Consider the following 14679-nt stretch of genomic DNA (forward strand, 5'->3'; position numbering starts at 1 on the left):
CTGTCCGGGCAGGGCGCGGGCGGCAACAGGCCCCAACCGCGTCCGCTATGAAGGGCGTTGGCTGGGATACCGTCTCTGTCCGAGGGAGGTGAGCGGCTTGCCGGACGCTAAAGCACGGATGAGCCACGCCGCCGCCTTGCATCGGCAGGCTGCCGCTACCGTGGCGGCCGCGGCTGGGTCCCTGGAACGGTTTCAGCCGCCCCCACCTGACCTGCGCGAGCAGCACGAGCTGGCCGAGCGGCTGCGCGCGGCGGCCGCCGCGCTTGTGCCGGGGTGGTTGGGGGCGCCGCTGGACGCGCAGTCGGAGGACACCCCGCTCGGTGGGCCGCGCCTGCCCCAGTTCGTGCGGGTGGGGATGGCGCAACCGCTTGACGACGCACGCTTTCCGGCTGTCGTTCCGCTGCTGGGCACCGGTCACCTGACCGTCGACGCCGATGCCCGGGATCCTCGGGTGGCAGGGCTTCTCCGCGCGTTGCTGCTCCGGCTGCTCGCGTCCTCGCCGGCCGGGTCGTTGCTCGTGCGCGCGGTCGACGCGGCGGGCGCGGGGCTGGTCTTCGGGCCGTTCGCGGCGCTCGCGGACGCCGGCCTGATGCCGCCGCCCGTCACCGACCGCAGCGGGCTGCGGGCCGTCCTGGCCGAGGCGGAGCAGTGGGTACGGCCAGCACGGCCGGCCACCGCCCGCCACTCGCGCCGGGATCGCACGCTCCTGCTCGCGATCGCCTCGCTGCCTGAGCTGACCGAGGGGGCCGACCTGGCGCGGATCGCCGCGCTGGCGCAGCACGGGCCGGAGGCGGGCCTGCACCTGATCGTCGCGGGTTGGCCACCGCCACCGCTGACCGAGGACACCACGCAGCCGCCGTTGCCGCGGACCACGATGATCACCTTGCGCAACCCGTACGCGATCATCGGGGATCCGCCAGCCGCGCGATACGGAAACAGCGTCGAGAGCAAAGGGCTCAACGCGCCGGTCTTCCTTGACGAGGACCCGCCGGCGCACCTGTTCGAGCGGGTCTGCCAGGAGTTGGCCGACAAGTCGGCGACGCAGTCCCGGCTCACGCTCGCCGACGTGCTGCCCGAGGGTGAGTTGTGGTCGGAGGACTCCGCCGAGGGGGTCGCGACCACCGTGGGGCACGACGGCGACACCGCCGTCACGCTCCAGTTCAACGACCTCACTCCACATTGGATGATCGGCGGACGGTCGGGTGCGGGCAAGACCGCCTTCCTGATCAACGTGCTCTACGGCCTCGGCTGCCGCTACGCACCCGGTGAGCTGACCCTCTACCTGCTCGATTTCAAGGAGGGCGTGTCGTTCGCCGAGTTCGTGCCGAGCGCCCGGGACAAGACCTGGCTGCCGCACGCGCGGGCGGTCGGTGTCGAGTCCGACCGGGAGTACGGCGTGGCCGTGCTGCGCGAGCTGGACGCTGAGATGACCCGGCGCTCGGTGGCGTACAAACGAGCCGGCGTAACGCGGTTCAGCGACCTCCGCCAGCAGCGGGCCATGCCCCGGATCATCTGCGTGATCGACGAGTTCCAGGTGCTGGTGACCGGCAGCGGCGCGCTGACCACCGAGGCGGTGAGCCTGCTGGAGTCGCTGGCCCGCAAGGGTCGGTCGTACGGCATACACCTCGTGCTCGCCAGCCAGACCGCGCTGGGCGTCGAGGCGCTGTACGACAAGCGCGACTCGATCTTCGGCCAGTTTCCGGTTCGAGTGGCGTTGCCTGGTGGCGGCGACGTGCTCGAGCCGACCAACGACGCGGCCGCCGGCCTGCCACTCGGCAGCGCGGTGGTGAACACGGCTGGCGGGCTCGGTGGACCGCGCGGCGCGACGCGCGGGCACGAACGCACGATCCGCTTCCCCGACCCGCACTCGGACCGCGCGACGCTCGACGGGGTTCGGCGGCGGCTCTGGGAAGCGCGTCCGGAGACCTCGAAGGCGCCGTCGGTGTTCGAGGGCTACGCACACCAGTACCTCGAAGAGGACCCGACCTACCGTGCCGCGCTCGCCATGACGCCGGCCCGGCCATCCGCGCTGGTGGGGCGGGTGATCGACGTACCGCTCTCCACCGCGGCCTTCCCGCTGGACGCCTCGCCCGGGCGGCACCTGGCCATCCTCGGGCCGAGCACGTACGGCGCGGATGTGCTGGATGCCGCCGCGCGCAGCTTGGCCGCCCACCATCCTGCCGGCACGGTGCGGTTCATGGTGTCCTCGCTGGTCGCCGACGGTGACGCGACGGCCCGCGCGCTCACCGAGCATCTCGCCGAGACGCAGATCGCCGAGCATCTGCACGCCGCCCAGCTGAGCGGCGCATTCGAGGTGACCGAGCCGGCCTACATCGTCGTCTTCGGCATGGACGCGGTCGGCCGCGGCGTACTGCCACGAGACTTCCTGCGCGAGGGGCCCGGTCGGGGCGTACACCTGCTGTCGTGGTGGCGCGGGCTGCGCCGCTTCACCGAGGAGGTGGGCGGGAGCGCGGCCCGCGAGGAGGTGGCGGGGATGATCTTCCTCAACGTGCCCGGGTCCGAGGTATCGCTGCTGCTCGGCCAGCAGCTCGACTGGCAGCCGCGCCCAAACCGCGCGCTGCTGCACGACCGCCACGCCGACCGCACCACCGTGATCGTCCCCTTCGTCCGGCCGGAGCGCGACGAATGAGGACCGCCACAAAAAATCTTGCCGGAGCGCGACGAATGAGGACAGCCCGGCGGGAGCGCGACGGATGAGGACCAACGACGAAGCCTGGAACGAGTATGTGACCGCCGCGCAGCGCCTCGATGCGGTCCGGCGAGGCGTGGCGGCCACCGTGGGCGAGCAGACGCAGGCAGCGCGGGCCGCGCAAGAGGAGCTGGCCGGGGTACGGGCGCGGCTCGCACCGCAGCGCGCCAAGCTGCTGGCGCAAGGCGTACCAGACGAGGTCCTGAAGCCATCGCCGGCGGAGGTGGCCGGTGCGGCGCAGGCCATGGCGGGCGGGCCACCGGCGGTGCTGGCAGCGCTCCGCCATGCCCGCGCCGTCGCGGACGCCGCGGACGAGACCGAGATCGGGCGGCGGCCGGTCGGCCCACGTGGGGAGACGCCGGCCTGGTTGCGCAACCTGATCGTGTACGGGCCGTTCGCGGTCGTGGTGCTCGTCGTGCAACTGGCCCTCTACCTGACCGCCGACACCGACCTGCTGCTCTCCGCTGTCCTCTGTGGACTGACGATGCCGGCCGCCGCGTTCGGGCTGGGCTGGCTCACGATCGGCCTCGCCTTCGTCCCGCCGCCGGGGACAAAGATCGACCGAACGCCTGTCTTCGGCCTCGCCATGTGCTTCGCGCCGATCGTCGCCACCTGCATGGGCTTCGGCCTGCTGAGCCTGGTGAGATAGGCGCCATGCCGAGTGTCGAAGAGGTCAAGGCGCAGGTGTCGGCGTCGGTCGACCAGACCAGCCGGGCGATGGCCAGCCTGCGCGGGGTGACGGACCAGCTCGACGAGGCGCTGGCGCGGCTGCGGCTCACCGCCGTGGGCGCGGTGCACCCGACGGTGCTGGACGCGATCTCCCGGCTCGAGCAGGCGAAGCAGCGGCTGGACGAGGCGCATACCCTGGCCCGAGGCGCCATCGACTCCGCCGACCGCTTCCGCGCGATCATCTAGAGACTTTCGGGAGTCGGCGTCACTGGGTCCGTCCACAATGGTGGCTGCGGGCTCAATGCCTGACGAAGACTCAAATCTTTCTCGGGTTTGGAAACAGGCGGGGCTCAGCCCGCGATGATGAGGGTCATCGCCTCGGAGCGGGACTTGGCATCGCGCTGGAAGAGGCCGCGCACGGCCGAGGTGATGGTCTTCGCGCCGGCCTTTTGGATGCCCCGCATCGCCATGCACATGTGCTCGCACTCCAGCACCGCGATCACGCCGCGCGGCTGGAGCTTTTCCATCAGCAGGTCGGCGATCTGCGAGGTCAGCCGCTCCTGCACCTGCGGGCGTCGGGCGTACACCTCGACGAGCCGGGCGAGCTTGGATAGGCCGGTGATCCGGCCGTCTTCGCCGGGGATGTAGCCGATGTGCGCGACGCCCCAGAAGGGCAGTAGGTGGTGCTCGCACAGCGACATCACCCCGATGTCGCGGACCAGCACCAGCTCCTCGTGGTTGGCCTCGAACGTGGTGGTGAGCACCTGCGCGGGATCGACCCGGAGGCCGGCGAAAAGCTCTGCGTAGGCCCGCGCGACCCGGGCCGGCGTACGCTGCAGGCCGTCCCGGTCGGGATCTTCACCGACGGCGATCAGGATCTCGCGTACGGCCTTTTCGATCCTGCCGAGGTCGACCGCTTCCTCGACGGGCCGGCCGGTCAGCTTGCCGTCGACCAGCCGGGCCGCCAAATAGTCCAGGGCGTCGTCGCCGTCGCCATCAGGCTCGGTCGACGACGCCCCGGAATCAGACCTGCCGTTCAGTGGGCGCCGTCCGAGGAGTTGGGCGACGCCCCGCCCCCGACCGTCGCCTGCGCGCCGTCGGCCTGGGCCTGGGCCTTCAGCGCATCCTTCTCGCCCGGCGTGAGCACCGGCGGCTCGTTGGAGGGCTGGCGCTTGCCGAAGCCGTTGTACGGTGCCATCGGCGGGCGCTTGACCACGCGGGCGCAGATGCGGGACATGTCGCTCTGGGAGATGGTCTCCTTCTCCATCAGCTCCAGCACGAGGTTGTCCAGCACGTCGCGGTACTCGACCAGGATCTCCCACGCCTCGTCGTGTGCCAGCTCGATCAGCGCCCGCACCTCGGCGTCGATCTCGGCGGCCACCGCGTCGGAGTAGTCCTTCTCGTGGCCCATCGTCCGGCCGAGGAACGGCTCGTCGCCGCTCGTGCCGTACTTGACCGCGCCGAGCTTGGAGCTCATGCCGTACTGCGTGATCATCGCCCGGGCCAGCGCGGTGGCCTTTTCGATGTCGTTGCCGGCGCCGGTGGTCGGCTCGTGGAAGACAAGCTCCTCAGCCGCCCGGCCACCCAGCGCGTACGCCAGCGTGTCGATCATCTCGGCGCGGGTCTGGGTGTACTTGTCCTCGGTCGGGAGGACCAGCGTGTGACCCAGCGAGCGACCACGGGACAGGATCGTCACCTTGTGCACCGGAGCGGAGTGCGGCAGCGCGTACGCGACAAGCGCGTGCCCGCCCTCGTGGTACGCGGTGATCTTCTTTTCGTTGTCGCTCATCACCCGGGTGCGGCGCTGCGGGCCGGCCACCACGCGGTCGATCGACTCCTCAAGGTTGTCGTTGGTGATCGCGCGCTTGTCGTGGCGGGCGGTCAGCAGCGCGGCCTCGTTGATCACGTTGGCCAGGTCGGCACCGGTGAAGCCCGGCGTACGGCGGGCCACCGCGTCGAGGTCGACGTCCGGCGTGAACGGCTTGCCCTTGGCGTGCACCCGCAGGATCGCCTTGCGGCCCTCCATGTCCGGGGTGTCGACGGCGATCTGGCGGTCGAAGCGGCCGGGGCGCAGCAGGGCCGGGTCGAGGATGTCGGGCCGGTTGGTGGCGGCGATCAGGATGACGCCGCCCTTGGTGTCGAAGCCGTCCATCTCGACCAGGAGCTGGTTGAGCGTCTGCTCGCGCTCGTCGTGACCGCCGCCCATGCCGGCGCCGCGGTGGCGGCCGACGGCGTCGATCTCGTCGACGAAGACGATCGCGGGGGCGTTGGACTTGGCCTGCTCGAACAGGTCACGGACCCGGGAGGCGCCGACACCGACGAACATCTCGACGAAGTCGGAACCGGAGATCGAGTAGAACGGCACGCCCGCCTCGCCGGCGACCGCGCGGGCCAGCAGGGTCTTGCCGGTACCGGGCGGGCCGAAGAGCAGCACGCCCTTCGGGATCTTGGCGCCGAGCGCCTGGTACTTGGCCGGGTTCTGCAGGAAGTCCTTGATCTCGTGCAGCTCCTCGACGGCCTCCTCGGCGCCGGCCACGTCGGCGAACGTGGTCTTCGGCGTGTCCTTGGTGATCATCTTCGCCTTGGACTTGCCGAAGTTGAGCACCCGGGAGCCGCCGCCCTGCATCTGCGACATGAAGAGCAGGAGCAGGATCACGAGGACGGCGATCGGCAGCAGGTTGACCAGCAGAGTAAGGAAGACGCTGTCTTCAGACACCTCGGTGTTGACCGGACCCTGGATCCGACCCGCGCTCTGCGCCTCGAGGACGTCGTTCCAGATGTCGTCGCCGACCTCGTACGGGAACTGCGCCTGGATCTTGTCGGTCTCGGTGTCACCGAACTTCGCCCGGTTTTGCAGGTCGAGCTGGAGCGTCTGCTCCTTGTCCTTGAAGACAGCCTTCTTTATGCCGCCCGTCTGGTTGAGCTGCTGGAGCGCCACCGAGGTGTCGACCTTGTGGTAGCTCGGGCCGCTGGTGAAGAACGAGCTGAGCGCAATCGCACCGATGATCACCAGGATGATCCAGACCACCGGGCGGCGGAAGAAACGCGTACGTTCCATACTGTTGTCGAGCGCCGTGGCGCCCGGACCCTCCTGATCGACGTCCTGACCGTCTGATTACGTGTGCCGCAAGATCGCGACCGCCGCGACCGCCCCGTCGGCGATCGCGACACTCACTCATGGTGTTCGCCTCAGCGCCGACGAGCCATGCCATCGGTCATTCGAAGGTACACCCCGCAGGGCACGCTGCGGCTCCCGGATCAGGCGCCGCCCTAGCAAACTGCGCAAACGAGGCGCAACGTCGCCACCCCCGCGAGCATTTTCCCAGGTAGGGACGTTCCCTGAGAGTAGGCTGTGCGTTCATGTCCAGGTGGACATCTGGCCAGCGACGGGACTAAGGGCGGGCGTACACCTCGGGCTTGAGGACGCCCACATAGGGCAGTTCGCGGTAGCGCTCGGCAAAGTCGAGGCCATAGCCGACCACGAACTCGTTCGGGATGTCGAAGCCGACGTACTTGACCGGGATCGACACCTTCACCGCCTCCGGCTTCCGCAGCAGCGTCACGACCTCGACACTTGTCGCCTTGCGGGAGGCCAGGTACCGGAGCAGCCAGGAGAGGGTCAGGCCGGAGTCGACGATGTCCTCCACCACGATCACGTGCCGCCCGGCGATGTCGCGGTCGAGGTCCTTGAGGATGCGTACGACACCCGACGACGTGGTGCCCTGGCCGTAGGAGGAGACGGCCATGAACTCAAGCTCGGCGGCGGGACCGTGCCGGCCCAGCGCGCGGGCGAAGTCAGCCATGAACATCACGGCGCCCTTGAGCACGCAGACAAGCAGGAGTCCGTCTTCGACCGATGCGTAGTCGGCGGACACCTGCTTGGCCAGCTCTGCGGTTTTTTCTCGGATCTGCGCCTCGGTGATGATCACTCGATCGATGTCGGCGTCGTACCAGCAGCCGTCGGTCATGGCCTAAGACTGCCGTATGCGGCTCATGATCCGTCGCCGGGGTCAGGGCCACGTTTCCGCGGGTTAGAGCAGCCGGAGCCGACTGCGGCGGCGCCCGCTTTCGGAGGGCTTCCAGTCCGCGGAGTCGCGGCTGTCACTGGTCCAGCCGAAGATCGATGCGATCGCGAGGACGACGAAGAACAGAAGGAGTACGAAGAGTTCCATGGCGGCTCAACCTTCCCGAAGGATTTGGCGCTTTTGAGGTTTGCCGCCGGTGCGCACCGGACGTCTATAAGTAGTTTCCGCCGTACGCACCTAGGGGCCCAGTGGCAGCGATGCCATTGACCCTTAAAATCCTGCCAAGTCAGGAGTAGGCTGTCCGCATGCTTCGCAACGTCGCCGTCATCGTGTCCGATGGGGTCGCCGCCTTCGAGCTGGGCGTGCTCTGCGAGGTCTTCGGCACCGACCGGACCGACGACGGTTTCCCCAGCTACCGCTTTGACGTGTGCAGTTCGGACGGCAAGCCGGTGAGCACCAGGTCGGGCTTCCAGATCTCGCCGGCCGCCGACCTGACCCCGGTGGAGACCGCCGACCTTGTCGCGGTGCCCGCGCACCGCGAAGGCTTCCTCATCCCGCCGGACGTGCTCGACGTGCTGCGCCGGGCGGACGCGCGCGGGGCGTACGTGATGAGTGTCTGCTCCGGCTCCTTCGTGCTGGGCGAGGCCGGGCTGCTCGACGGGCGGGAGTGCACCACGCACTGGCGGCACGTCGACCAGCTACAGGAGCGCTTCCCGAAGGCGCGGGTGCACTGCGACTCGCTGTACGTGCAGGACGGCAACCTGCTCACCAGCGCCGGTACCGCCGCGGGAATCGACGCGGCCCTGCACCTTGTGCGCCAGGAGCACGGCTCGGCGCTGGCCACCAAGCTGGCCCGCCGCATGGTGGTGCCGCCGCACCGCGACGGCGGCCAGCGGCAGTATGTCGAGGCACCGATGCCCAAGACACCGGAGGCGCCCACCCTGGAGCCCGTGCTGACCTGGCTGATGACCCACCTCGACCGGTCGGTCACGGTCGACGAGCTGGCCACGCGGGCGCACATGGCACCGCGCACGTTCGCCCGCCGCTTCCGGGCCGAGACCGGCACCACCCCGCACGACTGGCTGACCAACCAGCGGGTGCTACTGGCCCGCCGGCTGCTGGAGGACACCGACCTGGGCGTCGAGGCGATCGCCACCCGCGCCGGCTTCGGCGACACGGCCACGATGCGCCACCACTTCACCCGCCGCGTGGGCGCGACCCCGCAGGCCTATCGGACGACGTTCCGCGAGCGCGAGCCGGCGAGCTGAGGGCGGCTCAGGGGCGCCAGCCGCTGGAGGGCAGCACCACCTTGATGTCCGTCGCGGCCACGGAAGTGCTGGGCACCGTGGAGGCGGTCAGCCGGGTGGCGATCCGGCCGGAGCCGGTCAGCGCGCCGGTCACCTGCACCGAGTACGACGCGGTGGCGGGCAGCGTGCTGGCGACCCGCAGGTCTCCGGTCGGGAGCTTGCCGGCCAGCTGACCGGCGCTCCCGTCGGCGTTCTCCGCCCCGACGAGCACGGGCCGGCCGGAAGGCGCCTGGGGCAGCGCGGCCGGGTCGTACGCGAAGACGACGTCCTCCACCCGGTTGGTGCCGAGCCACACCTGGAAATGGCGGTTGTCGTCGGTACCGACCGCATCCACCTGCCACTCGACCACGACCCAGGTGGAGACGCCGTCGGTCAGCTGGGCCACGCGGATGCCCTCGTCGCGGCTGCCGTCGAGGTCGGTCCAGAACGGCGCGAGCACGTTGTTGGGTCCGGCCGGGTCGGGCAGCCGTCCGGGCAGGGCACCGGCGGCACCGGCCGCGTCGCCCACGACCAGGTAGCCGTTGACGTCCACGCCGATCGACCGGTACGCCGTACCGCCGTAGACGAACTCCGGCACGTCGTACGTCACCAGGTCCCGGTCGCCGACCTTGGTGGGCACCACGCCGTACTGGGCGAGCGGGCGGTAGCCGGAACTTGTGGCGGGCTTGAGCGTGGGGGTACCCGGGCGGGCGCCGGGCACGACGAGGCCGCGCCGCACGACCGAGCGGGCCCCGGTCTTCGTCGCGCCGGCCACCCCGCTGACGGTGAGGTGCTGGTCGACCACCGTCTCCAGGTCGACCGTGGCGTCGGCGAGCGAGGTGTTCCGGGCGGTGATCGTGCAGGACGTGTACGACTGCCACCGCACCCCGGTGGAGAGGCAGTCGCTGGCCAGCGTCACGTTGCCCGCCTTCGGGGTGAACCCGACCGGCAGGCGCAACGTGGGCAGCCCGGGCGGGTGGGGTCGAGGCGGATCTCGCCGGCGAGCGGGCGCTCGGGCGCGCTGGACGTGATCGTGATCCGCAGGTCGATCGACTTGCCGGGCGCGACAGTGAACGCGCTCGGCGTGACCGTGATGCGGCTCTTCGCCGGCGCGCTCACCGACACCCGGTACGCCTGGGCCAGCTTGGTCACGTTCTTGGCGGTACGGACGGTGGTGAGCTGGCCGGACATCGCCGGCGCGGACACGGACGGGAGGTTGAGGTGCACCGCGCCCGCCGGGTCTGCGCCCAGCGCGAGCATCCGGCCGGCCGACTCGTCGAACGTCAGCCCCGGCTCCCCGGCCACCGCCAGGTCGACCCGGCCACTGCCCCGGTCGTACGGGCCGGCCCAGGTCTTGCCGTCCTCCATGCGCACGGCCGTACGCGCGGTGGTCATCAGGGCCGACTTGACCTGGCCGGGCGTCCAGTCGCGGTGCAGGGACTTCAGCAGTACCGCCGAGCCGGCGACGTGCGGCGCGGCCATCGAGGTACCGCCGATGGCTTGAAAGAGCTCGCCCGGCGGACCGCCCTCGGCCGCGCCCGGCTTGGCCGTGTGGCCGGCAAGGACCGCGACGCCCGGCGCGGTGAGGTCGGGCTTGAGGGCCGACCCGGCCGGCCCGCGCGCGGAGAACGGAGCGAGCACGTCCGCGGTGCCACGCTCCGACCGCCCGCCGCTGAACGTCGCGGTCGCCGTCGGGTTCGCCGCCATGAACGCGCTGAACCGGCTGCCGTCCGCGAGGTGGACAGTGGGGAGCCAGTGGCTGTCGGTCTCCACGTCGGCGAGCGACGGGTTGTAGAGGATCATGCCGACCGCGCCACCCTGCACGACGTTGTAGCCCTTGGCCGCGCGGGCGTTGCCGCCACGCTGGCAGGCCACGATCTTGCCGGTGAAGGCACCCCGCTGCGCAGGGGTCTCGCAGAGCGCGCCGCCGCTGTACCCAGGGACGGAGCCGGCCAGCACGACCGGCGTGTCCTCGTCCACTCCCGTGGTGACCGAGGCGCCCTTGAGCGTGAGCTGCTGGGTGCCGGCGCGCAACTGGAGCGTGGCGTTGTAGTCGCGGGTGCCGGTGGAGGCGCCGACCGTGGTGACCCAGGGCGAGGTGTGGTTGACCGTGGCCGCGCCCGGGCCAGAGTTGCCAGCCGAGGCCGCGACGAAGACGCCCGCCGCGTACGCGTCGAGGAAGGCGAGCTCGACCGGGTCGGTGTACGGGTCGGTGCCGCCGGACACCGAGTAGTTGAGCACGTCGACACCGTCGAAGACGGCCTGGCCGACCGCGCGGGTGATATCCGAGCCGTAGCCGCCCGCCTCGCCGAGCGCCTTGTACACCGAGATCCACGCGCCGGGCGCCACGCCCCGCACCGGGCCCCGCTCGATGCCGAAGAGCTTGGCCGAGGTCAGCACATTGCCGGCCGCGGTCGAGGCGGTGTGGGTGCCGTGGCCGCTGCTGTCCCGGGCCGCCGTGTAGTCCTCGCCGTCGTGCCGCGACAGGTACGTCTCCAGGAACGTCGCGCCGCCGATCAGCTTCTTGCCGCACTGGAACGGATCGGGGGCGGGCGTCAGCGGGTTGTCGCCGAAATCACAAGGGCGCACCGAGCCGTCGGCACGCGATGGCGGAGCGCCGAGGTTGCCCTGGTCCTCGAAGGACGGGTGCTCCGGCCAGGCGCCCGTGTCGATCACGCCGACGAGCGCGCCGCGACCGGCGTTGCGGTCGCCGCCGACCTTCGGGTACACGCTGCCGGCGCCGATGAGTGTGGTGCTCGCGTCGGTGAGCGGCTGCCGCAGGTCGTCGTCGCGCTGCACGGCCACCACGCCGTCGATCGCGAGCACGTCGGCGATCTTGTTGGCCGGCACGGTGGCGGACACGCCGCCGTACACCACGCGGAGCCGCTGCCGCACCTCGGCGCCGGGCACCCGCTCGGCCAGGTCGGCGATGAACCGCTCCTCGCGGGCGGCCAGATAGTCCTCGTAGGACCGCTCGGCGGCACCGCGGGCCAGCTTGGCACCGGTGCGGGACGGGCTGGTGGCGGTGAAGCCGGCGACCCCGCCCGCATACGTGGCGAGGGGGTCGTGGTCGAGCTTGACGACCACCGGCACCCGCTCGGAGCCCTCGCGCCCGAGCAGGGTGGAATCGGTCTTGGCGAGGCGGCTTGTCGGTGCGATGTCCGCGGTGACCCGGCCGCTCGGCTGGATCGCGGTCGCGGTGAGTGGACCCGGCGCGGCGTAGGCGGGAGCGGCCCCGGCGAGCGGCGGCACGAGGGCCACCGCGACGACTGCCCGGAACCATTTACGTCGACGCATCCCCCGCTGCCCCTCCCGCCCCTTTCGCTGACAAAGGGTTACGGCATCGTTTCACGAGCCTCGGGAAACAGGAAAGACGCCAACGGCTTAATACCCGACAGCGCTGCCGTCCGCCCGCGGCTCCGAGCCGGCCACGTACCCGCCGTCGGGCAAGCGCCAGATCGCCTGGCCGTACCCGAACGCGGAGGGCTCGCGGCCGACGGTGAGCTGGTGCCCGCGGCGCTCCAGGTCGGACAGTGCGGCGGCGTCCGCGAGCCCGTCCTCGATGAGCACCGCTCGTCCCGTCTGCCAGTACCAGCGAGGTGCCCCGAGTGCCGCCTGCGGGTCCAGCCCGTCCACCGTGGACGCGATCACCTGGAGGTGGCCCTGCGGCTGCATGTGCCCGCCCATCACGCCGAACGGTCCGACCGGCACGCCGTCCCGGGTCAGGAAGCCCGGGATGATCGTGTGGAACGGCCGCCGGCTCGGCCCGATCCCGTTCGGATGGTCTGGCTCGGGGCGGAAGCCGAGGCCGCGGTTCTGGAGGCCGAAGCCGTAGCCGGGTACCGCGACGAACGACCCGAATCCCATGTAGTTGGACTGGATGAGGCTGACCATCAGCCCGCCCGCGTCGGCTGTGCAGAGGTACACGGTGCCGCCGCGGGCCGGGTCGCCGGGCGCCGGTACCGCTGCCTTCTCGCCGATCTCGGACCGGCGGGTGGCCAGGTACCTCGGCGTGAGCAGCGCGGCCGGCGGCACCAAGACGCGATCGGGGTCGGCCACATACTCGAACGCGTCCGCGAAGCCGAGCTTCATCGCCTCGATCTGCCAGTGCAGGCGCTCGGCGGGTGGCAGCGCGGCCAGGTCGACGCCGTCCAGGATGCCGAGCGCGATGAGCGCGGCCACGCCCTGCCCATTCGGCGGCAGCTCCCACACCTCGTGGCCCCGGTAGCCGACAGAGATCGGCTCGACCCAGGTGGACGTGTGTGCGGCCAAGTCGTCCACAGTGACCAGCCCACCGGTCCGCGCGGCATGCTCGGCCAGGGCGGACGCGACCTCGCCGGTGTAGAACGCGCTGGCGCCGGTCTCCGCGATCAGCCGCAGCGTGCGTGCCGCTCCCGGGTTGGCCCAGCGCTCCCCAGCCCGCGGCGCACGCCCACCGTCGACGGTGAAGATCCGACCCCACTCGGCGTACTCCTCGCCGTGCAGGCACGCGTACTGGGCCACCGAGCGATCCCAGGCGCGGGCGACCTCGGGCGAGACAGGGTAGCCACGCTCGGCGTACGCGATCGCGTCGGTGAAGAGGTCGGCGAAGGGCAGCGCGCCGAAGCGGGCGTGCAGATCGCGCCAGCCGGCCGGGGCGCCTGGCACGGTCACCGGCAGCCATCCCCGCTCGGGCATGCCGCCCGGCACGCGGTCCGGTGTGAGGGTGGCGGGCGAGCGGCCGGAGGCGTTGAGACCGTGCGGGCGGGAGCCGTCCCACACGATCGCGAAGAGGTCGCCGCCGATGTCGTTGGAGCCCGGCTGGACGACGGTCAGCGCGACAGCGGCGGCGATCGCGGCGTCGACCGCGTTGCCGCCGCGGCGGAGCACGTCGAGGCCGGCCGACGCGGCGAGCGGCTGGCTGGTGGCGACGGCGCCGCGCGGGGCGTACAGCGGCTTGTGGCGGTGAAGGGTCACTGCGGCTCCTGGGTTCGTTCGCTCGCCGTCGTCGTGGGCAGGCACCCGCTGCCCACGCGCACTCACCTGAGTAGGGTGCCCCGCCTGGCTACCGGGAGGCCACCGGGCAGGTGGACCGGACCCTGGCCGCGCCAGGCGGTGACGAGCGCGTCAAGCGCCGCGACGTGCCGGTGGGAGAGCGCCGCGGGCCGGGCGCCGCGCTCGCGGGCCCAGGCGTGCAGCACACGGGTACGCACGGCGTCGGGCAGCCGCTCCAGCGCGGTCACGTCGAGCGCGCCGTCCGGGCGCCGGGCCCCTTCCAGCGCGGCCGTGGCGATCTCGTCCAGCGCGGCGGCGTCGGTGGCGAGCAGGTGGGCGGTACGGGCCAGGTTGTCGACAACGCCCGCGCCGAGCGCCTCGGTCAGCACGGGGAGCACGGTGGACCGGACCCGGGCCCGCGCATACGCGGGGTCGGCGTTGTGCGGGTCGTCCCACGGGCTGAGGCCCAGCGCGGCGCAGGCCTTGCGGGTCTCCTCCCGGGACACGTCGAGCAGCGGGCGCAGCAGCGCCACCCCGTCCACGTCCCGCCGGCGTGGCATGCCGGCCATCCCGCGGGGACCGGACCCCCGCGCCAGCGCGAGCAGCACCGTCTCGGCTTGGTCGTCGCGGGTGTGCCCGAGCAGTACCGCGCTCGCCCCCAGCCGGGTAGCCGCGGCCACCAGCGCCTCGTACCGCGCGTCGCGGGCGGCCGCCTCCGGGCTGCCCTCGCCGGACACGACGACGGTCGCGACCTCCACCGGCGTCAGGCCGGCCGAAACCGCCCACGACGCCACGGCCGTGGCCCGCTCGGCCGAGCCCGCCTGAAGCCCGTGGTCGACGGTCACAAGGCCGGCCACCAGCCCCGCGCGGGGGGCGACGAACGCCACCGCCGCCGCGAGGGCCAGGGAGTCAGCGCCGCCGGAGCAGGCGACCAGCACGGTCCCGTCGAGGCCGCGCAACGCGTGCCGGACAGCCGTACGGACGGCGGCGACCGGAGGCGCGAGCGCGGCCATGT

At 71.7% G+C, this 14679-nt stretch carries 12 protein-coding genes; 4 read left to right on the forward strand and 8 right to left on the reverse strand.

The window, feature by feature from the left end; all coding sequences use genetic code 11:
* The first annotated feature begins 118 nt into the window (after window positions 1-118).
* From Pflav_RS31945 to Pflav_RS31955, 3 genes are all read left to right on the forward strand, one after another.
* A complete protein-coding gene (locus tag Pflav_RS31945; RefSeq protein WP_173042751.1) occupies window positions 119-2650 on the forward strand; it encodes an FtsK/SpoIIIE domain-containing protein in 2532 nt (843 codons plus the stop codon).
* A 64-nt stretch (window positions 2651-2714) separates the two neighbouring features.
* Window positions 2715-3359 (forward strand): hypothetical protein, encoded by a 645-nt coding sequence (locus tag Pflav_RS31950; RefSeq protein WP_173040526.1) that lies wholly within the window; start codon window positions 2715-2717, stop codon window positions 3357-3359.
* A 5-nt stretch (window positions 3360-3364) separates the two neighbouring features.
* Window positions 3365-3625 carry a hypothetical protein gene (locus Pflav_RS31955; protein ID WP_173040527.1) on the forward strand — a complete coding sequence of 87 codons (261 nt, stop codon included), beginning with the start codon at window positions 3365-3367 and terminating at the stop codon, window positions 3623-3625.
* Window positions 3626-3729: 104 nt separating this feature from the next.
* On the opposite strand, the gene folE is transcribed toward Pflav_RS31955, so the two are convergent.
* From folE to Pflav_RS31975, 4 genes are all read right to left on the reverse strand, one after another.
* Window positions 3730-4347, reverse strand: coding sequence for a GTP cyclohydrolase I FolE (folE, locus tag Pflav_RS31960; protein ID WP_173040528.1), 618 nt, complete (start codon window positions 4345-4347; stop codon window positions 3730-3732).
* Window positions 4348-4415: 68 nt separating this feature from the next.
* Window positions 4416-6437, reverse strand: coding sequence for an ATP-dependent zinc metalloprotease FtsH (gene ftsH / locus Pflav_RS31965; protein WP_173040529.1), 2022 nt, complete (start codon window positions 6435-6437; stop codon window positions 4416-4418).
* Window positions 6438-6771: 334 nt separating this feature from the next.
* Complete coding sequence (hpt, locus tag Pflav_RS31970; protein WP_173040530.1) at window positions 6772-7347, reverse strand: hypoxanthine phosphoribosyltransferase; 576 nt, start codon at window positions 7345-7347, stop codon at window positions 6772-6774.
* A gap of 63 nt (window positions 7348-7410) precedes the next feature.
* Window positions 7411-7551, reverse strand: coding sequence for a hypothetical protein (locus tag Pflav_RS31975; RefSeq protein WP_173040531.1), 141 nt, complete (start codon window positions 7549-7551; stop codon window positions 7411-7413).
* Window positions 7552-7709: 158 nt separating this feature from the next.
* On the opposite strand from Pflav_RS31975, the gene Pflav_RS31980 reads away from it, so the two are divergent.
* Complete coding sequence (locus tag Pflav_RS31980) at window positions 7710-8672, forward strand: GlxA family transcriptional regulator (RefSeq protein WP_173040532.1); 963 nt, start codon at window positions 7710-7712, stop codon at window positions 8670-8672.
* A gap of 7 nt (window positions 8673-8679) precedes the next feature.
* Here the strand turns inward: Pflav_RS31980 and Pflav_RS44185 are convergent, their stop codons facing one another.
* The 4 genes from Pflav_RS44185 to tilS form a co-directional block, all read right to left on the reverse strand.
* Window positions 8680-9648, reverse strand: coding sequence for a hypothetical protein (locus tag Pflav_RS44185; RefSeq protein WP_197938794.1), 969 nt, complete (start codon window positions 9646-9648; stop codon window positions 8680-8682).
* Window positions 9606-11987, reverse strand: a complete 2382-nt coding sequence (locus Pflav_RS31985; protein WP_197938795.1) for a S8 family serine peptidase — start codon at window positions 11985-11987, stop codon at window positions 9606-9608. The genes Pflav_RS44185 and Pflav_RS31985 overlap by 43 nt, the downstream gene beginning before the upstream one ends.
* 87 nt (window positions 11988-12074) lie before the next feature.
* A complete protein-coding gene (locus Pflav_RS31990) occupies window positions 12075-13646 on the reverse strand; it encodes a gamma-glutamyltransferase family protein (RefSeq protein ID WP_197938796.1) in 1572 nt (523 codons plus the stop codon).
* A 62-nt stretch (window positions 13647-13708) separates the two neighbouring features.
* Window positions 13709-14677, reverse strand: a complete 969-nt coding sequence (gene tilS, locus Pflav_RS31995; RefSeq protein WP_173040533.1) for a tRNA lysidine(34) synthetase TilS — start codon at window positions 14675-14677, stop codon at window positions 13709-13711.
* Window positions 14678-14679: the final 2 nt, after the last annotated feature.

Origin of the sequence: Phytohabitans flavus, from assembly GCF_011764545.1 — a bacterium.
In the GTDB taxonomy this organism is placed as follows: domain Bacteria; phylum Actinomycetota; class Actinomycetes; order Mycobacteriales; family Micromonosporaceae; genus Phytohabitans; species Phytohabitans flavus.